This window comes from Aquabacterium soli (assembly GCF_003933735.1).
GTDB classification, from domain to species: Bacteria; Pseudomonadota; Gammaproteobacteria; order Burkholderiales; family Burkholderiaceae_C; genus Aquabacterium; species Aquabacterium soli.
Genome location: NZ_RSED01000019.1, coordinates 18,589 through 41,975 on the forward strand (window position 1 = coordinate 18,589; position 23,387 = coordinate 41,975).

Annotated in this window: 17 protein-coding genes and 1 tRNA gene; 8 read left to right on the forward strand and 10 right to left on the reverse strand. The window is 65.4% G+C overall.

The features are described 5' to 3' along the window. Positions 1-137 precede the first annotated feature (137 nt). Positions 138-779 carry a response regulator gene (locus EIP75_RS19030; RefSeq protein ID WP_125244874.1) on the forward strand — a complete coding sequence of 214 codons (642 nt, stop codon included), beginning with the start codon at positions 138-140 and terminating at the stop codon, positions 777-779. On the opposite strand, the gene EIP75_RS19035 is transcribed toward EIP75_RS19030, so the two are convergent. Further along, complete coding sequence (locus EIP75_RS19035; RefSeq protein WP_158622913.1) at positions 756-2,045, reverse strand: sensor histidine kinase; 1,290 nt, start codon at positions 2,043-2,045, stop codon at positions 756-758. The two genes, EIP75_RS19030 and EIP75_RS19035, sit on opposite strands and share 24 nt — an antisense overlap. A 445-nt stretch (positions 2,046-2,490) precedes the next feature. Here EIP75_RS19035 and EIP75_RS19040 point away from each other — a divergent pair, with 445 nt between their 5' ends. The 3 genes from EIP75_RS19040 to EIP75_RS19050 all read left to right on the forward strand — a co-directional run bounded on the left by EIP75_RS19040 (position 2,491) and on the right by EIP75_RS19050 (position 10,516). Next, on the forward strand, positions 2,491-6,405 hold the full coding sequence (locus EIP75_RS19040) for a response regulator (RefSeq protein ID WP_158622914.1): 3,915 nt from the start codon (positions 2,491-2,493) through the stop codon (positions 6,403-6,405). Next, the gene (locus EIP75_RS19045) at positions 6,402-8,621 is read left to right on the forward strand and encodes a putative bifunctional diguanylate cyclase/phosphodiesterase (RefSeq protein ID WP_125244877.1); all 2,220 of its coding nucleotides are present in this window, start codon (positions 6,402-6,404) and stop codon (positions 8,619-8,621) included. Before EIP75_RS19040 ends, EIP75_RS19045 begins: the two co-directional genes overlap by 4 nt. A 101-nt stretch (positions 8,622-8,722) precedes the next feature. After that, the gene (locus EIP75_RS19050; protein WP_125244878.1) at positions 8,723-10,516 is read left to right on the forward strand and encodes a GGDEF domain-containing protein; all 1,794 of its coding nucleotides are present in this window, start codon (positions 8,723-8,725) and stop codon (positions 10,514-10,516) included. Between the two features lie 3 nt (positions 10,517-10,519). Here EIP75_RS19050 and EIP75_RS19055 read toward each other — a convergent pair whose 3' ends face one another. Next, positions 10,520-12,040, reverse strand: a complete 1,521-nt coding sequence (locus tag EIP75_RS19055) for an NAD(P)H-hydrate dehydratase (protein WP_125244879.1) — start codon at positions 12,038-12,040, stop codon at positions 10,520-10,522. Between the two features lie 729 nt (positions 12,041-12,769). Between EIP75_RS19055 and EIP75_RS19060 the strand changes: the two genes are divergently transcribed. Then, positions 12,770-13,138 (forward strand): H-NS histone family protein, encoded by a 369-nt coding sequence (locus tag EIP75_RS19060; protein ID WP_125244880.1) that lies wholly within the window; start codon positions 12,770-12,772, stop codon positions 13,136-13,138. A 75-nt stretch (positions 13,139-13,213) separates the two neighbouring features. Here the strand turns inward: EIP75_RS19060 and EIP75_RS19065 are convergent, their stop codons facing one another. After that, positions 13,214-14,038 (reverse strand): SDR family oxidoreductase, encoded by an 825-nt coding sequence (locus EIP75_RS19065; protein ID WP_125244881.1) that lies wholly within the window; start codon positions 14,036-14,038, stop codon positions 13,214-13,216. A 115-nt stretch (positions 14,039-14,153) separates the two neighbouring features. After that, a complete protein-coding gene (locus EIP75_RS19070; protein WP_125244882.1) occupies positions 14,154-14,888 on the reverse strand; it encodes a helix-turn-helix domain-containing protein in 735 nt (244 codons plus the stop codon). Between the two features lie 113 nt (positions 14,889-15,001). Between EIP75_RS19070 and can the strand changes: the two genes are divergently transcribed. Continuing rightward, the gene (gene can, locus EIP75_RS19075) at positions 15,002-15,667 is read left to right on the forward strand and encodes a carbonate dehydratase (RefSeq protein WP_125244883.1); all 666 of its coding nucleotides are present in this window, start codon (positions 15,002-15,004) and stop codon (positions 15,665-15,667) included. A gap of 5 nt (positions 15,668-15,672) precedes the next feature. On the opposite strand, the gene EIP75_RS19080 is transcribed toward can, so the two are convergent. Further along, positions 15,673-17,355 (reverse strand): carboxylesterase/lipase family protein, encoded by a 1,683-nt coding sequence (locus EIP75_RS19080; protein WP_125244884.1) that lies wholly within the window; start codon positions 17,353-17,355, stop codon positions 15,673-15,675. Positions 17,356-17,540: 185 nt separating this feature from the next. Beyond that, the gene (locus EIP75_RS19085; RefSeq protein ID WP_125244885.1) at positions 17,541-18,449 is read right to left on the reverse strand and encodes an SDR family NAD(P)-dependent oxidoreductase; all 909 of its coding nucleotides are present in this window, start codon (positions 18,447-18,449) and stop codon (positions 17,541-17,543) included. Between the two features lie 334 nt (positions 18,450-18,783). On the opposite strand from EIP75_RS19085, the gene EIP75_RS19090 reads away from it, so the two are divergent. Together EIP75_RS19090 and EIP75_RS19095 are read left to right on the forward strand one after the other, a co-directional pair. Continuing rightward, positions 18,784-19,275: an FxDxF family PEP-CTERM protein gene (locus EIP75_RS19090; RefSeq protein ID WP_125244886.1), complete on the forward strand. Its 492-nt coding sequence runs from the start codon at positions 18,784-18,786 to the stop codon at positions 19,273-19,275. Between the two features lie 198 nt (positions 19,276-19,473). Next, positions 19,474-21,132, forward strand: coding sequence for a histidine kinase famiy protein (locus EIP75_RS19095; RefSeq protein ID WP_125244887.1), 1,659 nt, complete (start codon positions 19,474-19,476; stop codon positions 21,130-21,132). A 30-nt stretch (positions 21,133-21,162) separates the two neighbouring features. Here EIP75_RS19095 and EIP75_RS19100 read toward each other — a convergent pair whose 3' ends face one another. The 4 genes from EIP75_RS19100 to EIP75_RS19115 all read right to left on the reverse strand — a co-directional run bounded on the left by EIP75_RS19100 (position 21,163) and on the right by EIP75_RS19115 (position 23,288). Further along, positions 21,163-21,729 carry a carboxymuconolactone decarboxylase family protein gene (locus EIP75_RS19100; RefSeq protein ID WP_125244888.1) on the reverse strand — a complete coding sequence of 189 codons (567 nt, stop codon included), beginning with the start codon at positions 21,727-21,729 and terminating at the stop codon, positions 21,163-21,165. Positions 21,730-21,916: 187 nt separating this feature from the next. Then, positions 21,917-22,006, reverse strand: a tRNA-Ser gene (locus EIP75_RS19105). A gap of 41 nt (positions 22,007-22,047) precedes the next feature. Then, the gene (locus tag EIP75_RS19110; RefSeq protein WP_125244889.1) at positions 22,048-22,401 is read right to left on the reverse strand and encodes a DUF1428 domain-containing protein; all 354 of its coding nucleotides are present in this window, start codon (positions 22,399-22,401) and stop codon (positions 22,048-22,050) included. Positions 22,402-22,463: 62 nt separating this feature from the next. Further along, on the reverse strand, positions 22,464-23,288 hold the full coding sequence (locus EIP75_RS19115; RefSeq protein ID WP_125244890.1) for a symmetrical bis(5'-nucleosyl)-tetraphosphatase: 825 nt from the start codon (positions 23,286-23,288) through the stop codon (positions 22,464-22,466). Positions 23,289-23,387 lie beyond the last annotated feature (99 nt).

Genomic DNA, 23,387 nt, shown 5'->3' on the forward strand with positions numbered 1-23,387 from the left:
AACTGGCAGTATAAAAACACTGATCATTCAACATAATCAATAAAAATCCGGTTTGCGGTTTGCATGGAAGGACAGCGGTTTGAATTGAACCGCTGAATCGTGGCACCACCAGCACCCCGGGCACCGACCCGACATCCATGAATGCGACGACAAGCGCCCCGAACAAGGGCAAGGTTCTGGTGGTCGATGATGACCGCCTGGTGCTCGCCACCGTGACGCATGGTCTGTCGCAGGCCGGCTATGAAGTGATCGACGCCGACAACGGCGACGATGCGATCCTGCTCGCCCGTCAGCACAAGCCCGATCTGGCCCTGCTCGACATCCGCATGGAAGGCAAGACCGGTTTCGACGTGGCCGCCTACCTGCGCGAGTATTGCCAGATCCCTTTCATGTTCCTGTCCGCGTTCTCTGACGAGGCCACCATCAACCAGGTCAAGGCGCTCGGTGCCGTCACCTACCTGGTCAAGCCGCTGGACATCCAGCAGATCGTGCCGGCCGTAGAGGCTGCCTTTGCCAAGCGTCCTGCCGTGCAGGACGCCGTCGCCGTCATCGCAGCGGCCGGCCCGCTGGTGGCCGCCCCTGTGGAAGCCGCCAACCCGCTACAGGACACGGTGGCCATGGCCGTGGGGATCGTGATGCACCGCCATTCGCTGGGCCGCATTCATGCCCTGGAGCGCCTCAAGGCACAGGCCCACCAGGACGGGCGCTCGCTCGAGTCGCTGTGCCAGCGCCTGCTCGAAGCGCAGGAAGTGCTGTCAGGCCTGGGACCGCTGCACTGACGTGGCTGGCGCCGCCACCGGCGGCAGCGGCGTACCAGCCAGGTCCGTCAGAGGGCCCGGGGCATCCGTCGGGTTGCCCAGAGGCGCGCGCAGCGACGTGGCAGAGGCCGACGCCGTCAAGGTGAAATAGAAACACGCTCCCTGGCCCGGCGTTGCCTCGGCCCACACCCGACCTGCATGGCGGCGGACGATGTTCTGCACCCCCGCCAGGCCCACACCGGTGCCCGGAAAATCCTTGTGGCTGTGCAGGCGCTGGAACAGGCCGAACAGCTTGTCGGCATGCTGCATGTCAAACCCAGCCCCGTTGTCGCGCACAAAGTACACGCACGGGTTGGTGGCAGCCACCATGCCCACCTCCACCCGGGGATGCGCCACCTTGCCGCTGTATTTCAGGGCGTTGCCGATCAGGTTGTCCAGCACACGCCGCACCAGCACAGGGTCGGCCTCTGCATGCATGCCCGGCTCGACGATGATCTCGACCGGCGTGGTCGACCCTTCTCCGGTCAGGCCGGAACGCCGCGCTGCGCGCTGCTCGGCCGCCACATCCTGGGCCAGCACGGTCAGGTCCACAGGGGTGCGCGTCACCGGGGCCTGTGACAGTTGTGCCTGCTCCAGGATGGCATCGATCATGCCGTTCATGCGGGCCGTGGCCGCCAGAACCCGGTCCAGGTGGTCATTGCCGATGCGGTCCAGCAGGCGGCCATAGTCTTCCTGGACGATGCGCGTGAAGCCATCGACCACGCGCAGGGGCGCGCGCAGGTCGTGCGACAGCGCATAGCGCAGCACCTCTTGCTCGGCCTCGCTCATGGGCGTGGGAGCGCAGGTCAGATCCTCGGCAGACGTGTCGTCGACCACCCCCTGCGGCAAAGGTGACGCAGGTACCGCGTGGATGGCGTTGTGACGCCAGACCCCGTGGTAGCCGGCAAACTGCCCCTGGGCATCCGTGCGGGGCATGCCGATCAAGTGGGATCGCGGCACCGGTTCACCCGCCTGACCCGCATCGATCAGCCATGGCAGGCCTGCCACATCCAGCGGCAAACGGGACTTGATCCGCATCTCGACCATCGACAGCGCCACCTGAACGGTCTCGTCTGCCAAGTTACGGGCAGGTCGACAGCACTGCCACAAAGGCATCCGGGCTGCGGTCAGCCGGCTCGCAACAAGCCACGAATCAGCCTGGTCATGGTCGGGCTTGAGCAGCACCAGGCGGTGCTCGGCGTCGGTTTGCCAGTACCAGCCCTGAACCCAGTCCTGCCAATATTCCATCGCGTTTGATGGGGAATATGTTTGAGGGGCTGAAGGACGGGATATCCCGCGGCGCAGCATCAAAGGAGCCGCGCCGAGCAACAGAAATACAACAGCAGCCCATGCAGCCCCTTGCGTCAACACCACCACCAACGCCGCCAGCAGCCCACCAACCAAGGCCAGCCAAGGGCCTGCCAGGCCGCTGTCCAGCATTCCGCGAGAGTTGAAACGTCGTGTTTGAAATTCCTGCATCAATTTGATTGTATGGAGGGCAGGACGGGGTTTCTTCGGCTGGTTCAAATGATTTGGAACCTTGTACAGTGCAAGGCTCCGGATTCCATTGTCAAGTATGCCCCGTGTTCATCGGAGGTAAAGGGGTGAAACTCCCCACCCGTGGATTCAAACGATGTCGCAGGTCAAGCATTCGACGCGAAAACCATGGTTACTGCTGCTCGCCCTAGCGGGGTTGATCGCCAGCGCGCTGGCGGCCTGGCCCTGGGGGTGGAGCGGATTGGGCCTGGCCCTGGCCGCCTGGTCGGCCGCCGGCATGGGCTTCATGGTACGCCACAGCATGCAGGCCCGATCCCTGCTTGAGGGAAGCACCCTGCCCGGCCCGGCCACCGCCGCTCCGGCGGATTCCCCGTTTCCAGAACAACAACCACAGACCTTGCCTGACATCCGCCCGGCCTCCCAGCGCTGGCTGTACCTGACCCGCGACATCGCGCAGGCAGCCCAGCAGGCCCACTCCCTTCCCCAAGCCCTGAACGCTGTCGGACAACTGCTGCACGACCACCTGGGCTCGCGCGCCTGGGTCTGTCTGCGCGTGGAAGGCTGGAACGGCGATTCCGCCCTGCTGCGCCCCTGGATGGACTCTGGCAGCGATGCCGACGACCACATTGACCCGGCCGCCATGTCTACGGTGCGCCGCGAAGACCTGCCCCTGGGGCAGGCGCTCACGCTGAGGCAACCCTATGTGGTTGATCTGGACGCCGTGCCACCCCAGCAGGCCCCCACGCCCTGGCGGCAAGGCACCGCTCGCCGAGTCCTGGCCGTGCCAGTGATCGTCGACAACCGACCCGTGGCATTGCTGGAGTACTTGGATCCGACCCCACTGTCCAGCGACCAGCATGTGGTGCTGCAGGTGGCCACCCTGCAGTTGGGCTTCGTGGCTCAGCGCGACAACACCCAGACCCGCATCGCCCACGATGCCGAACACCTTGGCCGCCTGGGCATGGTTGCCTCTCGCATCACCAGCGGTGTGGCCCTGCTCGATTCCAACGGCCTGATCGAATGGATCAATCCGATGTTCGTGGCCCTGACCGGTTGGCCGCACGACCAGGTGCTGGGCCGCTCCTTGCCCGATCTGCTGGCCGAGCAGGTGCAGGATGCCGGTCTGGTCGAAGAGGTTCGCCGCCTCAGCAGCAATGCGGCCCCTTTCCGCATCTCGTTCGAGGGCAGCCGGCAAGGGCCGGGCGCCATCACCCGCTACTGGGGTGAGATCGACGCCATCCTGATGCTCGATGAGGGTGGCAGCCACCACCAGTACGTCTGCCTGTTCAACGACATCACCAAGCGCAAGCAGCTCGAGCACCAGCAGGCCCAGGAGAAGGAGTTCCTGGAGGCCCTGCTGGGCAACCTGCCCATCAGCCTGCTGGTGATGGACCCCGAAGACCTCACCGTGGCGGCCATCAACCGCTTCGCCGAATACGAGCTGGACCTGCGCCATGACCAGGTGGTCAAGCGCCCTTTGTCTGAAGTGCTCGGCCCGGAAGTGCTGACGCTGGTCGAACCCCAGATGCGCAAGGCGATCCGCTCTGGAGAGACGGTCGACCACGATTTCGTATGGCAAAATTCACAGCGCCGCTTCGTCGTCAACGCGCGCCATTTCGCGCTGCGGCACGTCAACGGGCAACCCCGGTTGCTCATCACCCTTGCCCGGGACATCACGGCCCAGCGGCAGGCACGGATCGACCTGGAAGAATCAGAACGCCGGTTCCGGGAACTGGTCGAATCGATGGACGATTGCGTGTACGTGGCCACCCAGCATCACCGCCATTTCGTCTACCTCAGCCCTCGCACGCACGATGTGATGGGCTTGCCTGCCGAGTCGCTGCAACGCGACGCCCGCCTGTTCGACAGCCTGGTCATCCCTGAAGACCGCCCCCTGCTCAAGCAAGAGCTCCCCGCAGACACCAGCGACGATGATCTGCAACCTGTCGACCAGGTGGTGCGCATCCAGCACCCCACCCGCGGATTGCGGTGGTTGCGACGCCGCAGCCACGCCCGCCGCCTGGACAGCGACGAGTGGCGCATCTACGGCCTGGTCTCCGACGTGACGGACGAGCACCAGCAGGCGCTCGAACTGCAGCGTGCCCGCGACGCCGCAGAGAGTGCCAGCCAGGCCAAGAGCCAGTTTATGGCCAGCATGAGCCACGAGATCCGCACACCCATGAACGCGATCCTGGGCATGACCGAATTGCTGATGGGCACCAACCTCAGCGACAAGCAACGCCGTTACGCCCAGTCGGTGTTCCGTTCAGGCGAATCGCTGCTGGAGATCATCAACGACATCCTCGATTTCTCCAAGATCGAGGCTGGCCGGCTGGAGCTCGCCCCCACCGACTTCTCGCTGCAGACCCTGCTGGACGACACCCTGGAGCTGATGGCTCCGCGCGCCCATGAGAAGGGCCTGGAGATCGCCTCGCACTTCCAGCCAGGCCTGCCACCCATCATCCACGCAGATTCCCTGCGCCTGCAGCAGATCATCACCAACCTGGTGGCCAACGCCGTCAAGTTCACCGAGCGCGGCGAGGTGGTGGTCAATGTGCGGCGTGTCGACGCCGACCTCAGCCGCACCGCCGCCGAACTGGTCGGCCAGCCCATCGAGCTGGAATTCAGCGTGCGCGACACCGGCATCGGCATCGCTGCTGAAGACACGCCCAAGCTGTTCAGCGCCTTCACGCAGGCCAACGCCGGCTTGGCACGCCGCTATGGCGGCACGGGGCTGGGCCTGGCCATCACCAAGCAATTGGTCGAGCTGATGAACGGCCAGATCGAGGTGCAGAGCGCGCCGGGCGTGGGCTCGGAGTTCATCTTCCGCGTGCCCGTGGTCGTGGCCAGCATGAACACCGACTTCGCCATGCTCGAAGAGATCGACATGCCGGTGCTGCACATCCTGGTGGTGGACGACAACGCCACCAACCTGACCGTGGTGGAGAACATCCTGTCGGCCTGGGGCATGCGCGTGACCTGTGCCCACGACGGCCAGGAGGCCCTGGAAATCCTGCTGGATCCGGCCAGCGACCTGGACGTGGACATGGCCATGGTGGACATGAACATGCCACGCCTGGACGGCCTGGGCTTCGCCGAGCAACTGCGCAAATCCGGCCGCTACCCGCAGCTCAAGCTGGTGCTGCTGTCGTCCATGTCCACGGTGGACGACGTGCGCCGCTCGCAGGACTCGGGTTACGACCGCTTCGTGCCCAAGCCCCTGCGCAAGACCGAGCTGCGCCAGGCCATCCTGGGCCTGTCGGCCGACCTGATGCCCCCCTCGGCCGACATGGTGCAGTTGCGCCTGAACGTGCTGGTGGTCGAGGACAACCTGGTCAACCAGGAGGTCTGCAGCCACATGCTGTCGCGTGCGGGTTGCACGGTGCACCTGGCCAATTCGGCCATGGAAGGGCTGCGCCGCCTGTCTGAAGATGTGTATGACGTCGTGCTGATGGACATCCAGATGCCGGGCATGGACGGCGTCGAGGCACTGCAGCTTTTCCGCAACCCCCGCCAGGGCCGTTTCAATTTCGCGACGCCGCCAGCCACCACCCCGGTGATCGCCGTGACGGCCAATGCGCTGGAGGGTGACGAACAACGCTTCCTGGGCCTGGGCTTCAATGCCTACCTGTCCAAGCCCTTCCGCATGCAGCAACTGGTGCGGGTGCTGCAGAACTCCGTCTCGCCCCCCCCGCCTCCAGTGCCCGTGCCCCCGCCAGCACCCGCCATCGAAGCCCCTGAACCCCAGGCCTGGCGCGAGGTGTTCGAGGAGGTCGCCGTGCAGCGCCTGGTCGAACTCGACCCCGACGGACGGAACCACTTGCTGGAACGGGTGACCAAGATGTTCGCCAACTCGGTTGACAAGTACGTTGGTCAACTGGAGGATGCTTGGCGTGCAGGCGATCTCAAGACGGTCCGTGACGTCGCCCACACCATGAAGTCTTCGTCGGCCAACCTTGGGGCGCTCAAGTTGTCACACAGTTGTGTCGAAATCGAAACCGTGATTCGTGAACAGACGGGAGACGACTTGGGTCCGCTCATCATCGCCCTCCAGAATGAGGCCAACAGGGTGCTTGCCGCCCTGCCCCTTCTGCTGGAGGCAGGCCAATGAGCCTATACGCGCCATTCGACGACGACACCGCGGTGGAACAGCCGCGTGTGCTGCTGGTCGACGACGACGAGGTGAACCTGCTGCTGACCTCCATCGCGCTGCGCGAGCGAGGGTTTTCCATAGTAGAAGCCTCTTCCGGTGAAGACGCGCTTCAGCGCATCTCCGACTGGCTGCCCGACGTGGTCGTGCTCGATGCCGTCATGCCCGGCCTCGATGGTTTCCAGACCTGCGTCGAATTGCGCAACATGCCTGGCTATGAATCCATCCCGGTGCTCATGCTGACCGGGCTGGATGACGAGGCCTCCATCACCCGCGCCTACGAAGTGGGCGCCACCGACTTCTTCGTCAAATGCAACCAGTGGAGCCTGCTGGCCGGGCGCCTGCGCTACCTGCTGCGTGCCTCGCGCACCCGGCATGAACTGGAGCGCAGCAAGGCCAAGCTGGCCCGTGCGCAAGACCTGGCCCGCATGGGCAGCTTCGACTGGCGCAGGGAAGGCGGAGGCCTCGCGTTCTCACTGGAAGGCCTGCGCGTGTTCGGCATGGGCCCCAACGACCATCCCGGCCTGCGCCAGATCGTGCGCATGATGCCCCGGGAAGACCAACCCGCCTTCCGCCGCATTCTGCGGGACGTGATCGACCACGGCACCGTGTTGTGCAACGACATCCAGGTCACCTTGCAGGACGGCCGCCTGCGCGTGTTGCACGTCGAGGCTGAACCCGAATTCAACGAACTGGCCAACCTGATCGGCTACACCGGCATCGTGCAGGACGTGACCGACCGGCGCATGGCCGAGGACAAGATCAAGCACCTGGCCAATTTCGACACGCTCACCGGCCTGCCCAACCGCCGCCAGATCTTCTGGCGCAGCGAGCGCGCCATCGAGCACGCCAAGCGCAACAACCACCGCGTGGCCCTGTTGCAGATCGGCCTGGACCGCTTCAAGGTGATCAACGAGAACCTGGGCCACCACGCCGGCGACGAATTGCTGATCGAGGTGTCGCGCCGCCTGCGCAACTGCGTGCGCCACTCCGAGCAGGTCATGGAAGGTGGCCTGGACCTGCATGGCCACCGCGGCCACCGAACCCTGGAGGCCGTCGGCCGCCTGGGCGCCGACGAGTTCGTGGTGCTGCTGCCCGAGGTGATCGACGAGGGCGAAGCCATGCTCACCGCCCACCGCGTGCTCGACAGCCTTCGCGAGCCCATGATGGCCGGCGGCCAGGAATGCTTCATCACCGCCAGCGTGGGCGTGTCCTGCTTCCCGGGCCACGGGCTCACGGTGGCCGACCTGCTGCGCCATGCCGATGTGGCCATGGACCTGGCCAAGAGCCATGGCCGCAACTCGTCCATGCTGTACGACCCGCAGGTGGCCAGCAAGGGCCGTGTGCGCCTGGACCTGGACACCGCATTGCACAAGGCCCTGGAGCGCAACGAACTGGTGCTGTACTACCAGCCCAAGATCGACGTGCGCACCAGCCAGATGGTGGGTGCAGAAGCCCTGATGCGCTGGATGCGCGACGGCAAGCTCATCCCGCCAGGCGATTTCATCCCCCTGGCCGAAGCCACCGGCTTGATCAACGAGATGAGTCTGTGGGCCATCACCGAGGCGGCCCGCCAAGCCAAGCAATGGCAGCAGAAGTTCGGCTTCGATTCGTCGATCGCCGTCAACCTGCCCAGCCGCCTCTTCGAGCGCCCCGACCTGGTCGACACCATCGAGCAGATCCTCAAGGCCGAAGGCGTGGCCCCGCGCGCCATCGAGCTGGAGATCACCGAAACCGGCCTGATGAAGGATCTGCAGGGCGTGGTGCCCTCGCTGCACAAGCTCAACCAGCTGGGCATCGAGATCTCCATCGACGACTTCGGCACCGGCTACTCCTCGCTGGCCTACCTCACCTCGCTGCCCATCAGCGAACTCAAGATCGACCGCTCGTTCGTTCGCGATCTCGGTACTACGCCACAGAGCTCGGCGGTGGTTTCTGCCATCATCGCGCTGGCAAGGGCCCTGGGCCTGCGCGTCATCGCCGAAGGGGTTGAACAGGTCTCGCAGATGGAAGTGCTCTACAACCTGGGTTGCCAGATCTGCCAGGGCTTCCTGTTTGCCCGCCCCATGCCACCTCAGGACATCGATGACTGGCTGCAGCAGTTGCAACAAAGCCCGCTGCCGCGCATCGAGACCGATTTCGGCGGACTGGGCTCGATGGCGGGCAAACCCATCTGATGGCGGCCTTGCACGGTTGCAACCCGGGGTGCGGACTTGAGCGTCGCTCACCCTGCTGACACAGGCGCTCACACGGCGGTGCCCAGCACCCGGATCACCTCATGAGCACCCAGCCCTCAGCCCCTGACACCGCAACGCCTCCTGCCCCCGCACAGCTCGCGAAGGCCGCCCTGCGGCGCCTGGCCCTTGAGCGGCAGGAGCCCACGCCTGAGAACTTTCGCGCGGCCTATGCGGCCGAGTCAGCCGCGCTGGGTTGGCCAGTGGCAGAACCCACACCCGCCGAGCCCTCGCCCCCCTCTGGCCCCGACACCGCGCCTGTGGCACTGGACACCGAGGATGGCCCGGCGTGGTCCGATTTGATCGGGCGCATCGCTCGCGGCCTGGAGCGCAGCAACAAGCAGTGGACGGCCGCCCGCCGCAAAGACAGCCTGCAGCGGGTGCTGGCCGGCAGCAAACAATCATCCGCGCGGCTGCTCCAGCGGCTCCAGCAACTGGCACTGGCGTGGGACAGCGATCGCCCCGAAGACGCCGGCAGCACGACCGCGGCGCTGCAAGCCACAGACCCTGAAGCCGCCCCGGGCAGCACTGACGCACCGAAGAATCAACCGGAGCACTCCGCCGCCGAACCAACCTCGAACCACGACAGCCTCCAGGCACAGGCACAGGCACAGGCACAGGCTCAGGCCCTGGACCAGGGCTGGATCGGCACCCAGCTGGCCGACACGCTCTACACAGCCCTGCCACCGGCCGACACCCAGGCTGTGGATGCCCGCTCCGCGCTCGAGCAAGCCGTGGCACGGGCGTTGAATCAGAGCAATGACCTTGCCGCCACTGCCCCGCAAGCACTGCAAGGCGAACTCCGCGACGCCTGTGACCAGGCGCGACGCGTGATCGAGCACCGCCACCACCTGATGGACCAGTTGGTCGATCTGTGCCGCTCGCTGACCGACAGCCTTGTCGACCTGGCCGAGGACGACAGCTGGGCCCGGGGCCAAAGCGACGCCATGCGCGCCGAACTCGACGAAGGCCTGACCAGCCGTGGTGCGCGCCGCATCCAGCAACTGCTGGAAGATGCCCGCCAGCGCCAGCAACTGCTCAAGCAGGAGCGCGAAGCCGCGCGCCAGGCACTCAAGCAGCTGATCTACCAGATGCTCAGCGAGATCGGCGAACTGGGCCAGGCCACCGGCCGCTTCCAGGACAACCTGAGCCGCTACGCCGACACCATTGGGCAGGCCGACACGCTCGAGAGTCTGACGGGTGTCGTGCGCGAGATGGTCGCAGAAAGCCGCAACGTGCATGGCGCGATCGCACAGACCCAGGAACGGCTGCACAGCGAGCACGCCCGGGCCACCGAGCTCACCCAGCGCGTGCGCGATCTGGAGGACGAGATCCGCAAACTGTCGGATGAAGTCTCAACAGACCCGCTCACCCAGATCGCCAACCGGCGCGGGCTGATGCGCATCTTCGAGAGCGAACGCTCACGCGTGGAGCGCCAGGGGCAGTCGCTGGCCATCGGGCTGCTGGATGTCGACAACTTCAAGAAGCTCAACGACACCCTGGGGCACCACACGGGTGATGAAGCCCTGAAGTTCCTCTCGCGCCGTGTCAGCGAAACCCTGCGCCCCAGCGACGCGCTGGCGCGCTACGGCGGCGAAGAGTTCGTGGTGATGATGCCCAACACCGAGGTCGACGAGGGCCAGCAGGTGCTCACGCGCCTGCAACGCCAGCTCAGTTCGGAGTTCTTCACGCAGGACACCACCAAGGTCTTCATCACTTTCTCGGCCGGTGTCACCCAGTACCGTGAAGGCGAAGCCATCGAGCAGGCGCTGGACCGCGCCGATGTGGCGCTCTACGAAGCCAAACGCACCGGGAAGAACCGAACCTGCATCGGCTGACCCTCAAGGTTCGGACCACAACGCCCTGAGTACCGCAGGGACCTGCTCGGGCAGATCTTCGGCCAACAGGCCCGGCCCGAAAGCTTGTGCACAGGCCCCATGCACCCAGGCCGCCGCACACGTGGCCTCCCAGGCCGGCAGGCCTTGGGCCAGCAAACCACCGATCATCCCGGCCAGCACATCGCCCGCGCCTGCCGTGGCCAACCAGGCTGGCGCGCCTGTATTGATCGCCACTCGACCATCCGGTGCCGCGATCACGGTGTCCGCCCCCTTGTGCAGCACCACGGCAGCACTGCGCCCTGCCGCGTCGCGGGTTCGCGCCAGCTTGTCCCCTTCACCCTCGCCGAACAGGCGCACGAACTCGCCCTCATGCGGGGTGAGGACCACAGGCCGGGCGGCCTGCTGAATCGCAACGAACAGTGCCTCAGGGCATCCCTCGAACGCCATCAGCGCATCTGCATCGAGCACCAGAGGTCGTGCCCCCGGGGCCTGCAGAGCGGCCAGCACCAAAGACCTCAGAGCGGCATCGGCCGGTGCAGGCAGACCTGCCAGCGCACCGGGCCCCAACACGGCTGCGGCCCACCGCGGCGGCGTCAGCAAGTCGGTCCAGTCCGCCAGCAAGGCCTGCGCACTGTCGTCCGACAAGGGCTGTGCCATGGTCGACATCACCTGGCTGGCATAGACCACCCAACTTGACGAAGGCACGGCCAAGGTGGTCATGCCGGCACCGATGCGCCCAGCCGCCCTCGCCGCCAAGCGGGCTGCACCCACCATCCGGGCACCACCCAGCACCACCACATGGCCGCGGCGGTACTTGTGGGTGGTCGCGGCCGGGGCTGACCACAGGCCTTTCCACAAAGCGGGTGAGTTCTCCCATGTCTGCACGGGCACATCCTCAAGGGCCTGGGGAGCGATGCCAATGTCGCCCACGACCACCTCACCGCACAAGGCACGTCCCGGCATCAGCACATGCGCGGGTTTCTTGCGAAAGAATGTGACGGTGAGTTGCGCGGGCACGGCTCCCCACGACTGGCCCGTATCGCCTTGAACGCCGGATGGAACATCCACCCCAACCAACGCCATGCCACGGGTCACGGCTTCGCCCATCAGCGCCGACACGCCGGGCTCCAGCGGCCTTGCCAGACCGGCGCCGAACAGCGCGTCCACCACGATCGCAGCCCCATCGAGCACCGACGCGGCAAGAGACTCTGTCACCGCGCCCGGCAGCGCCTGCCAAAGGCGCGCATGGTGAAGGGCAGCGCCTTTCAACGGGCTTGCGGGCTCAAGCACAGCCACGCGCACAGGCCAGCCGGCTTCAGCCAGCAGACGGGCTACCACATGGCCATCGCCGCCGTTGTTGCCCGGCCCACACAGCACCACCACGGGCCGGATGCTCCATCGCGCCCGGATGGCATCGGCTACAGCCCTGCCCGCTTGCTCCATCAGTTGAGTTTCAGGCACGCCATGGGCCATGGCCCATGCGTCGGCTTGTGCCATCTGAGCGCAGGTCAGCAGTTCGTTCATTCCATTTCCAGCCAAACATCTCCCACCGAGATCACACATGCGTTTCAAACGCAAAGTGCGTGCATGTTTCACGGCATCACTTGCGAAGCATGCCACGAGGGCACCACAAAACGATTGATCAGGGCCACACTGCAAGCGTGGATGTTCGACGAGTTCTTCGTCAGTCCACAGGACACACCGGATCTCGGTGGTCATCCCAGGTAGCGTTGGGCCGCATGGCCAACTGGCAGGATGGATCTGCCAAGCATGCCTGGCCGCCGGTGAGGCGGTGCTCTCCTCCGCGAGAGAACAGGGTTGGCAATCATCTCGCCCACTCAGGACGCGCGGTGTGCACGTCCGAACCACAGCCCGTCAGGTCCTAGGCCAGATGGGCTGTTTTCTTTCCTGGATTGATCACTGCAAGATCGCGATGAGCCTCTGATCGAGTCCCGCACGGCGCATCGTCTTTCAAGGCCTGGACACGCTGTGGACATCACCCACCATTGGATTCCGCGCTCAGAACAGCGGCCAATGCCAGATCCCATACCTGATATTGCACGACGACGTGGCGCCCGGTCGCACGGGGTTTTCAGCGCATGTGGCGGAACCCGCACCGCCAGGCGCGATCGAGTCATGAACAGTGCCCTTCGGCCATCAGGGGTATAGTCCGCGCAAAGATCAATAAGAAGATTGCAGCGGAGGTCGTGAGCGCAAGCTCTTTATACCCATCGACAAACGACCCATACCGACATGGCCAAGACCTACATCGAACTCATGGCTGAGATTGAACAGCTGCAAAGCCAGGCAGCCAAGCTCAAGGACCGAGAAAAGTCCGACGTCGTCGCCCGCATCAAGAAGGCCATCGAGGTGTATGGCCTGACCGCCAAGGACCTCGGCCTGGGCAAGACCGGCCGCACCACCACCGGCAAGGCTGCACCGCGCAAGGCCAAGGCAGCCAAAGCCGCCAAGCGCGGCCGCAAGGCCAGCGTTGCCAGCGCGCCCAAGTTCCGCGACGACGCCGGCAACGTCTGGTCCGGCCGCGGCCCCCGCCCTCTGTGGCTCAGGAACGCCCTGGCCTCCGGCGCCACGCTGGAAAGCTTCGCAGCGCCAGCTCAGTGAGCCCGAAGGCACCGTCGGCCCCGCACCAGGGCCGGGCGGTGCTCTGCCACCGGTGAACCCGCAAGCACCTCACGCTCACGCCTCATCGAGGAACAGGTCGATGATCGGCGTCGCGCCGGGGGTGACCAGGTAAGCACTGAAGTCTGTCAAGCCACGGGCACGCAGCACCTCTTCATCGACAAAGGTGTGGCCGCTGCGGCTGCGCGCCTCGGAAGTCAGGATGTCATGGGCCGCATCGGCCATGATCTTGGGCAGGCGACCCATCTCGCCCAGGCCGGCCTGCGCCACTTTCAGGGCCGACGTGGCGATGATCGTCTTCGGCCACAGGCAGTTCACCGCGATGCCGTCGCCACGCAGCTCCTCGGCCATGCCCAGTGCCAGCAGACTCATGCCGTACTTGGATGCCGTATACGCCGGGTGCGCGCCCAGCCACTTCGGGTTGAGGTTGATGGGCGGTGACAGCACCAGGATGTGCGGATTGGCAGCGCGCTTGAGGTGCGGGATGCAGGCCTGCGAGCACACGAAGGTGCCCCGCATGTTGATGTCCATCATCAGGTCGTAGCGCTTGGCCGGCGTGTCTGTCGTGCGCGTGATGCTGATGGCGCTGGCGTTGTTGACCAGGATGTCGATGCCACCGAAATGGCTGGCCGCTTTGTCCACGGCCGCGGCCACGGCATCCGCGTCGCGGATGTCCAGCTGCAGCGGGAGTGCACGGCCACCTGCGGCCTCGATCTCCTGCGCCGCACTGAAGATGGTGCCGGGCAGGCGCGGATCAGGCTCTGCCGTCTTGGCGGCGATGACGATGTTGGCGCCATCCCTGGCGGCGCGCAGCGCGATCTCCTTGCCGATGCCACGGCTGGCACCCGTGATGAACAGTGTCTTGTCTTTGAGGGAGGTCATGCGGGCCTTTCAAGCCATGGGGTTGCAGGCGCCACAGTAACCTCTGGCCCGCCGCTGCGCTTGTGCAAACCTGCTGAGCCCGTGAAAGGGCTGACGCGCCTTTGCCCGCGCCCGCTCAGCGCCGGTCCACCACCAGTGCGCGCGATCCGGCCAGGATGTCCCGGGGCCGCAAACCCGTGAAGTAACGGATCGAATTGCTGAAATAGGCCGAATCGCTGTAACCCAGGTCCAGTGCGATCTGGGTGAGCGTGGCCTGGCTGTCCACGGCGTTCAGCAGGCTGCGCGCCCGCTTCCAGGTGCGAAAGCTGCGAAACGGCGTCTGGCATTCGCCCTTGAACAGGTGGATGAAGCGGGAGGCAGAGATTGCACAGGCCGCCGCGCACTCATCGGCCGTGAGGAGGCTTGAAGGATCATGGCGGATGCGTTCGATCACGCCGGCAATGCGCGGATCCACACGGCGCCGAGGCAAGGCCATGCCGAACAGCGCGGCCTCCAGGGATGGGGCATCCCCAGACAGGGCCGCCAGTCGCGCGCCCCACGCATGGCCATCGAAGGCGGGCTCCCACAGGCCCAGAACGTCTGGCAGCTGCGTCACATCGATGAAATCGGGCTCGACCAGCACACACTGGATCCGCTGGTCGGCCGTGCGCAGGCTGTGGGGCACATAAGGTGGCACCACCCAGGCCGGCACGCTGACAGGGGCCGCGTCGCCCACGGTGATCTGCATGCAGCCCGATTCAGGCGCGTACAGCGTCCAGGCGCCCAGCACCCGCGTGCGCGGTCTGCCCAGAAGGCCCGCGTAGAACACGATGTCGCTGTCGAACATCAACCGGTTTGCTCCGGTACCCATGCCAGTCTCCTGTACTCCGTCAGCGGATCATACCGACGACCAGTTGTTCCAAGACAGACCGCATCCGCAGGCCGCAACATGCGGGCCGAGGCACGCCAAAGGATGACAAGGCCATGGACGACATCGATCTACTGCTGGGCAACAACAAGCGCTGGTCGCAGGCCATGCAGCAGCAGGACCCCGCCTTCTTCAGCCGGCTGGCCGGTCAGCAGACGCCTCGCTACCTCTGGATCGGCTGTTCCGACAGCCGGGTGCCGGCCAACGAGATCGTCGGCCTGGCACCGGGCGAGGTCTTCGTGCACCGCAACATCGCGAACCTGATCGTGCACACCGACCTGAACTGCCTGTCGGTGATCCAGTACGCCATCGACGTGCTCAAGGTTCAGCACGTGATGGTGGTCGGCCACTATGGTTGCGGCGGCGTGCAGGCGGCCCTGCGGGAGTTGCGCGTGGGCCTGGCAGACTACTGGCTGCGCTACCTGGAGGACATCCGCCACATCCACGGCCGGCGGCTGGCGCTCGAGCCCGACGAGACAAGCCAGGCCAACCGCCTGGCCGAGATCAACGTGATCGAGCAGGTATGCAACTTCAGCCGGCTGGAGGTGGTGCGCTCCGCCTGGCAACGGGGCCAACCGGTGTCGGTGCATGGCCTGATCTACGGCCTGCACGATGGCGTGCTGCGCAACCTGGGTGCCAGCATGCATGGGCCGCTGGACCTGGTGGCCTGGCGCAAGGCCGCCTTGACGACCTTGTGGAGCCCCCATCGGCTGGCCGGCTGAAAGCTCTACAAGCCCGTGCCCAGCACCGCCACCGTGTCCCACAGCAGGCATTGGTGCCGCAGGTAAGTCGCGCCCAGTAGCTCCGTGCCGATGCCTTGGGATTTCAGTGTCTGCGTGGCCTGCAACAGCCGGTTGAAGCGCGGCCAGGCCTTCTGACCTGGCACCCCGGGCTGGCCCGTGGCCGCGAAGCGTCCCCAATAGGCCATCATCTGGGCCGACAAGGCACGTTGTGCCGGCGTGGACACCTCGCGCGGATCCGGGCTGGGGATCGTGGTCACGATGCGCGTGCCGAACACGAATGGCAACTCGGCAGCGTGGAAGGCCCCCCAGGGCATGAAGGGATCGCTGACGAAGGCTGGCGTGTCCTTCTCCTGAAACTCGTAGGCATAGGTGGGCACGTGGTCCGACAGCGTGCGCGCCAGCGCCTGGGTCGGGCAGGCGAAGAGGCTGTCCCCCAGCAAGGCCGCAGCCGACAGATTGGGCGAACCATAGCGGCTGGGGCTGTAGGCATTCAAGACGATGGCACTGGCCAGGGCCGCCACGGGCGACGCATCACCGCCACTGCCCTGCACCATCGCCTTGAACTCGGCCTCGGTCATCGGAGAGCCCCGCTTCAACTCGAATGCCAGTGCGATGAACAAGGTGCCCTCGTCCGCGTTGTTGCCCAGCAGCACCGGCATGCGGTGAAAGCGCCCGTGGCGAAAGGCCTGGCGCGCCTGCTCAGGCAGCACCACGCCGTCGACATGGGGGCTGAACTGCGCCAGAGAGGCCGCGTTGGCCGCATCGATGGCCGGAGACGCCAGCAAGGCCGTCGCCGCGGACTGGCCACGCAGGCAAGCCAGTTGGCCCGGGCCGGCCGCGCAGCCCAGCTTCTCGGCATACGCATTGCCCACGGCCAGGGCCTGCGCTCGCGTGGGCTGCACCGACGGGCAGGTGCCGCTCTGGATGATGGCGCGGTGGAACAGCCCCTTGGCCGTTGGCGACAGCAACTGGTTGCAGACACTGGTGCCGCCCGCCGATTCACCGAACAGCGTGACCCGGCTCGCATCACCGCCGAACCCGGCGATGTTGCGCTGGACCCAGCGCAGCGCGGCTTGCTGATCCTGCAAGGCGTAGTTGGCGGCCTTGTCCTCGGCCGCCAGCGACTCCAGCGCCAGCGCGCCGAAGATGCCCAGGCGGTAGTTGACCGTCACCACCACCACGCCCGCTTCCCGCGCCAGCGTGCCCCCGTCGTACTGAGAGCCCGCGCCGTTGATGAACGCGCCGCCGTGAACCCACACCATCACGGGCAAGGGCTTGGCCATGCTGGCCTGGGGAGGCACATGCACATTGAGATAAAGGCAATCCTCGCTGTTGTTGCCGATGCCTGCGGGCGGGATCCTGGGATCCTGCATGCACGTGGGGCTGGCTGCCTGGGCCGGTCGTACACCGCTCCAAGCAGCCACCGGCTGAGGCGCTCGCCAGCGCAGTTCACCCACTGGCGGCGCCGCAAAAGGCACCCCCAGAAAGCGGGTACCGGCCGATGTGGCAGCGCCTTGCAGCGTGCCTGCATCGGTGTGCACCGTCGCGCCAACCGTGTGTGCAAGTGCGTTGCCCACCAAGCAGACGGACAACAGAACGCCCGGGATGGCCACGCGCAAGGCGTCGCGCTTCGCCAGCGTCGTCAAGCAAGCAGGGATGAGGGGCATGAGGGGTCTTCACATTGAATGAATGGCTCGTCGGACATGGCTGCTTCGTGCAGACACGCCGGCGCGATTCTTCGTGGGAAACCACTCGCCTTACCGGACATCCCCATGGGCCCTGGAGGGGCAGTGGCGCGCACCCCTCAACCCGGCCACGCCGATCATTCAATTGACCGGCGAAGGCATTGACATCAAGCGCCGCGGGATTGGATGGCCGCTGTGGCCTGGGCGATCTCGTTGCCGCCCTGCTCTGCCCCGCTGCCCGGCACCTTGTCGCCCTCGCGCGCCGTCACGGTGGCGAGTTGCTCGGCCAGGCGCTCCGGTACATCGTCGCCCAGGCCCAGGTGCAGGCCGTGTGTGAGCGTGATGTGTGACGCCGCGAAGGTGCCCGCGCCAGCGTTCAGGATGGTGCGGTTGGGCGCCGATTCATGTGCCAGCACCAGCATCGCGGGCGTGACGGCCTCGGGCTTGAGCAACTCCAGCATGGCCGGCGGCAGCAGGCCTTCCGTCATCTGCGTGGCAGCCGTGGGGGCCAGGCAGTTCACGCGGATGTCGCTGCGCGCACCTTCCAGCGACAGCGTCTGCATCAGTCCCACCAGAGCCATCTTCGCGGCACCGTAGTTGGACTGGCCGAAGTTGCCGAACAGGCCGGACGACGAGGTCGTCATCACGACGCGGCCGTACTTCTGCTCGGTCATCAAGGGCCACACGGCCTTGGTGCAGTTGACGGCGCCCATCAGGTGCACTTCCAGGACCAGGCGGAAATCGTCCAGCTCCATCTTGGCGAAAGACTTGTCGCGCAGGATGCCGGCGTTGTTGATCAGGATGTCCACGCGCCCCCAGGCATCGCGGGCCTTGTCGACCATGGCCTGCACCTGGACCAGGTCCGTCACGGAGCAGGCAAAGGCGATGGCCTCGCCACCGGTGGCCGTGATCTCGTCGACCACCTTCTGCGCCGGCGATGGCTGCCCGTCACCCCGGTCGATGTCGTTGACCAGCACCTTGGCACCACGCTTGGCCAGAGCCAAGGCGTGCTCGCGGCCCAGACCACCACCAGCGCCGGTCACGATGGCCACACGGCCTTTGAAATTCAGTTCCATGCTTCAAATCCTGCGGGCTGGAGCGCCCAAAAACAAATCACACATGAGGATACAACGCGTGGGCACAGCGTGAATTCCGCTGCGCAGGACCAGGGCCAAAAGCACGCGCGTAAGGCAGCGCCTACAGCGTGTAGGCCGTTTCGGACCCCGCGTACGGGATTCTCCGGTGGGGGCAACACTTCTACACTTTTGAAACAGACAGGTGTCCCCAGAGGCGTAGTTGCTGACTGAACGGCCCATGTCGGATTGAACACAAGAGCGGCATCAGCTGCCATGAAGACATGGGGTGGGCATATTGCCCGGCTTTCATCACACAACCTGCCAAGGAACATCCATGAAATTTTCTGTCCGCCAACTCGCAGCCGCTGCCCTGATGGCTGTTGGTTCCATCAGCGCCATCGCAGCCCCTGTGGGCAATCTGGGCCTGAACCCCAGCTACGCTGAAATCACCGGCTACGGCACCCAGTTCGGCACGGTCACCTTCAGCTACGCCTTCACGCTGGATTCGGCAACCGACCTGTCCAATCTGTTCGGCAGCCTCAAGGCCACCGACGAGTCGTCCATCCTGGTCACGCTGAGCGGCCCCACCTCCTACTCGGCCACCATCACCCCCACACTGACGACCCCCCAGTCGTTCTCCTTCAATAACCTGGCTGATGGTGCTTACACCCTGTCGTTCGTGGCCACCCCCACCGTGGCCACGTTCGCTGCCTACGGCGGCTTTGCCACGACCGTGGCCGCTGTGCCGGAGCCCGAGTCGCTGGCCTTGATGCTGGCTGGCCTGGGTGTCGTGGGCACCATTGCACGCCGCCGCTCGCGCGCCTGATCGAGCCCATTCCTTCAGGGGCCCTTCGGGGCCCTTTCTCTTGGCAAGGACCACACATGGGTCCTGGCATAACGGGTGCTCCCTCAAGCACCAGCGGAGAAAAGCGCAACGACAGCGCCAACTGCTTGGCGGGCGCCGCATGCAGACCGTGCTGTCGTTGTGACTTTCGTGGCTTGACGCCCCATCGAACCCCATCACATGCAGCCGTCTTCAGAAAAACCGGCCATCACAGGCTCTGACGCCCCCGGCGTGCATTCCGCTGACGCGGGCACCAGCGCGATCCAGGATCACAAATCCGACATCTTCTTCGCAGCGATCGAAACCACGCGCATGCCCATGCTGGTCACCGATCCGCGCCAGCCGGACAACCCGATCGTGTTCGCCAACCGGGCCTTCATGTCGATGACCGGCTACTCAGCTGAAGAGGTGCAGGGGCACAACTGCCGATTCCTGCAGGGCCCGGAGACCAATCCCGACACCATCGCCGAGATCCGTGAAGCCATCGAAGATCGGCGCGAGGTGACGACTGAGATCCTCAACTACCGCAAGGATGGCTCCACGTTCTGGAACGCCTTGTTCGTCTCGCCGGTGTATGACGAGCACCAGAATCTGGTCTATTTCTTTGCTTCTCAGCTCGATGTCAGCCGCCGGCGCGATGCCGAACTGGCCTTGTCGCGCGCGCAACGCATGGAAGCCCTGGGGCAGTTGACGGGTGGGATCTCCCACGATTTCAACAACCTGCTGCAGGTGATTTCGGGGCATCTGGACATCCTGCGCATGAACTTCGAGCGCGATGAGATCAATCCCGCCCTGGCCAAGAGAAGTGTCCAGGCGGCGCGCAATGCCGTGGTGAAGGCCGCCACCCTGACGCAGCAGTTGCTGGCTTTCTCACGCAAACAGCACCTGGAGGGGCGCCCTGTCAACCTCAATGCGGTGACCACCGGCATCACGGACCTGGTTCGCGAGACCCTGGGGCCGGGCATCACACTGCAGACCGTGCTGGCCCCCGACCTTCCCAACTGCCGCGTCGATCCCAGCCAGTTGGAGATGTCACTGCTGAACATCCTGGTCAACGCACGAGACGCCCTGCCGGAAGGCGGCAAGGTGGTGATCGAGACCAAGACGGTGTCCGTCACCCCGGAAGACCTCAGCGCCTTTTCCGGCCTGCGGCCGGGCCGGTACGTGGCCGTGTCCATCACCGACAACGGCGTGGGCATTCCGGCGGACATCATCGACCGGGTCATGGACCCCTTCTTCACCACCAAGGAAGAGGGCAAGGGCACAGGCCTGGGCCTGTCGATGGTCTATGGCTTTGCCAAGCAATCCAGTGGCCAGGCATCGATCTATTCCGAGGTGGGGCAAGGCACGACCGTGCGCATGTACTTTCCGGTGACGGAAGACGCCCCGAGGCTTCGGGAAGTCATGAAACCCACCGGGCGCCATGGCGGCCAGGAAATGATCATGGTGGTGGACGACCGCCCCGAAGTGGCCCACCTAGCCCGGGACATGCTCGAATCCCTGGGCTACCGGACCGTGGTGGCCGGCAGTGGCGTGGAGGCCTTGGCCTGGTTCCAGCAGCCCGGCAACATGGGGCTTGCTGACCTGCTGTTCTCCGACATCATCATGCCCGGCGGCATCAACGGTTTCATGCTGGCTCGAGAGATCCGACAGCTTCGTCCTGACATCCGAGTGCTGCTCACCACCGGCTATGCGGGTGGTGAGAACGCCCACCTCAGCGACAACAGCGAGTTCGAGGTGTTGAGAAAACCCTACACCCTGGACGAGTTGGCCCGCAAGGTCCGGACGGTGCTGGACACGGCCGTCTACCTGGCATGCGGCCCAGACAAGGCGCCATGAGCCTCACAGGCAAAGGGGCCGAGGCCCCGCTCAATCCCGCTCGGGCACCGGCACGTTGAACCCATTGAGCGTGACCGACACCAGCGCGTACAGGCCAATCAGGTAGATCAGCTCATTCATGCCGTGCTGGCCGAACGTGGACACGCCAAGCCGGTACAGCGGCTCTGGCAGGACACCGCCCCGGCTCAAGGCGAAGGCCACGTCATAGGCCACGCTTTCCTGCTCGCTCAGGTCGTCCGGCTTGAGTTCGGCCGTGAGCGTGGCCAGCCGCTGGGGCGTCATCCCCTCGCGCTCTGCCACTGCGATGTGCGCGTAGATTTCGTAGGCGGCCTTGTAGCGCGCCCCCACCACCAGGATGACCACCTGCCGCACCGGGTCAGGCAGCACCGCCTTGGCGGTCATCGCGAGCGTGAGGTCCCACACGGCCTTGCCGATGACCGGCTCATGCAGCCACGGGTTCCACGGCCCCATCAGCGCACCGTCCTCACGCTGCGCAATGAAGGCGTTGAAGTTGCTGGAGATGCCGCGACGCATGTCCTCGTACAGAGGCCGTTGTTCGGGGGATAGATCCTCGGGGGCGATCAGAGGCAGGCGCATGGGGTGATCCTTGTCGTGTACGAAAACAGGATCACCATAACCACCGCGTCATGGCTGCTTTGGCAGCAGGGTCAGGCAACACGACATGTTGTCATGCACCGTTCATGGAGCGCGCAACGGCATGCGCTGGGCTCCGTCCAAAGACAGGGGTTTTGGTCTGCACACCTTGAACCTCTTTTCAGAGGCTTGGCGGAAGCGGTGAGATTCGAACTCACGGAGGGCGCAAACCCTCGCCGGTTTTCAAGACCGGTGCCTTAAACCGCTCGGCCACGCTTCCCAAGCAGCAGGCCGACAGTATAAGTGGCCCGCCACACGTTTTCAGAGCTGGACGATGGCTTGAAAGCCGCCATAGATCATCCGTTGCCCGTCAAACACCATGGGGTTGTGCGCCGGATCCAGGGCGGGATCCTCCATCGCGGCCTTCATGCCCTTGTCGCGCACTTCTTTCGAGGGCCAGGTGATCCATGAAAAGACCACAGCCTCGTCGTCCTTGCGCTGCACGGCCATCGGGAAGGACGTGACCTTGCCATCGGGCACGTCATCGGCCCAGCACTCGACCACGCTGAGCGCCCCTTGGGCCTTGAACACATGGGCGGCCTTGTCCGCCATCTGGCGGTAGGCCTCGCGGTTGGCCGTGGGCACGGCCAGAACGAATCCGTCTACGTAATCCATCGAGCGCTCCTGGTTGTGGTGGGGGCGCTGCGATGATCGTCCGGTTTTCAAAGCCCTGCGCCTTACCCAGGCTTGCGCGCCTGCTCGCAAGGGACCTGGATCACCTCCCGTCCACCGCCCTCGAGCAGGCGCACGGCGGTGAGCTCGCCGCCCCACACGCACCCGGTGTCCAGCGACAGCAAGTCATCGCGGTTGATCAGCCCCAGCGTGGACCAATGCCCGAACGCCACCGATGCCGACGCCGTGCGCCGCCCCGGCACCTCGAACCAGGGCATGTACCCTTCAGGTGAGCCGCCCGCGCCTTCCTTGGTCGCGAACTCCATCGTGCCATCGGCCGCACAGAAGCGCAGGCGCGTCAGGCTGTTGATCACACAGCGCCAACGGTCTGCGCCCTGCAACGCCTCGTCCCAGCGGGCCGGCTCGTTGCCATACATGCGCGGCAGAAACTCAGCCAGGTCCGGCCCCTGCAGCACGGCCTCCACCTCGTTGGCCAGCGCCAACGCCTGGGCCACATCCCATTGCGGCACCACACCAGCGTGCACCATCAGCCACCCATGCGCATGCACCGCCAGCCGGCGATGGCGCAGCCAGTTCAGCCAGTCATCACGGTCAGGCGCATCCAGGATGGGGGCCACGGTGTCGCCCTTGTGCAGCTTGCGCACACCATGTGCCACGGCCAGCAGGTGCAGGTCGTGGTTGCCCAGCAGGCAGGTGGCGGCGCCTTCGAGCCCGCGCAGGCGGCGCAGCACACCCAGCGAGTCCGGGCCCCGGTTGACCAGGTCACCCAGCACGTAGAGGTGGTCGCGCGAGGGCGAAAACTCGACGGTGCGCAGCAGCCGATCGAGCGGGTCGCAGCAGCCCTGCAGGTCTCCGAGCAGATAGATCATGCGGGTGATTCTGCGGGCAAATGCCCTGCGCCGTGGGCTGCTCGCTCAAATCCTTTGAACGGTGCATGCAAGCCTCTTGGCTGGCAAAACGGCGTCACG

Bases quoted from the DNA above. Each gene is read 5' to 3' on its own strand.
- EIP75_RS19035 (WP_158622913.1), bottom strand. From the start codon at position 2,045: ATGGAATATTGGCAGGACTGGGTTCAGGGCTGGTACTGGCAAACCGAC.
- EIP75_RS19080 (WP_125244884.1), bottom strand. From the start codon at position 17,355: ATGCCCCTCATCCCTGCTTGCTTGACGACGCTGGCGAAGCGCGACGCC.
- EIP75_RS19095 (WP_125244887.1), top strand. From the start codon at position 19,474: ATGCAGCCGTCTTCAGAAAAACCGGCCATCACAGGCTCTGACGCCCCC.
- EIP75_RS19045 (WP_125244877.1), top strand. From the start codon at position 6,402: ATGAGCCTATACGCGCCATTCGACGACGACACCGCGGTGGAACAGCCG.
- EIP75_RS19110 (WP_125244889.1), bottom strand. From the start codon at position 22,401: ATGGATTACGTAGACGGATTCGTTCTGGCCGTGCCCACGGCCAACCGC.
- EIP75_RS19065 (WP_125244881.1), bottom strand. From the start codon at position 14,038: ATGACCTCCCTCAAAGACAAGACACTGTTCATCACGGGTGCCAGCCGT.
- EIP75_RS19060 (WP_125244880.1), top strand. From the start codon at position 12,770: ATGGCCAAGACCTACATCGAACTCATGGCTGAGATTGAACAGCTGCAA.
- EIP75_RS19115 (WP_125244890.1), bottom strand. From the start codon at position 23,288: ATGATCTATCTGCTCGGAGACCTGCAGGGCTGCTGCGACCCGCTCGAT.
- EIP75_RS19090 (WP_125244886.1), top strand. From the start codon at position 18,784: ATGAAATTTTCTGTCCGCCAACTCGCAGCCGCTGCCCTGATGGCTGTT.
- EIP75_RS19050 (WP_125244878.1), top strand. From the start codon at position 8,723: ATGAGCACCCAGCCCTCAGCCCCTGACACCGCAACGCCTCCTGCCCCC.
- EIP75_RS19055 (WP_125244879.1), bottom strand. From the start codon at position 12,040: ATGAACGAACTGCTGACCTGCGCTCAGATGGCACAAGCCGACGCATGG.
- can (WP_125244883.1), top strand. From the start codon at position 15,002: ATGGACGACATCGATCTACTGCTGGGCAACAACAAGCGCTGGTCGCAG.
- EIP75_RS19085 (WP_125244885.1), bottom strand. From the start codon at position 18,449: ATGGAACTGAATTTCAAAGGCCGTGTGGCCATCGTGACCGGCGCTGGT.
- EIP75_RS19030 (WP_125244874.1), top strand. From the start codon at position 138: ATGAATGCGACGACAAGCGCCCCGAACAAGGGCAAGGTTCTGGTGGTC.
- EIP75_RS19100 (WP_125244888.1), bottom strand. From the start codon at position 21,729: ATGCGCCTGCCTCTGATCGCCCCCGAGGATCTATCCCCCGAACAACGG.
- EIP75_RS19070 (WP_125244882.1), bottom strand. From the start codon at position 14,888: ATGGGTACCGGAGCAAACCGGTTGATGTTCGACAGCGACATCGTGTTC.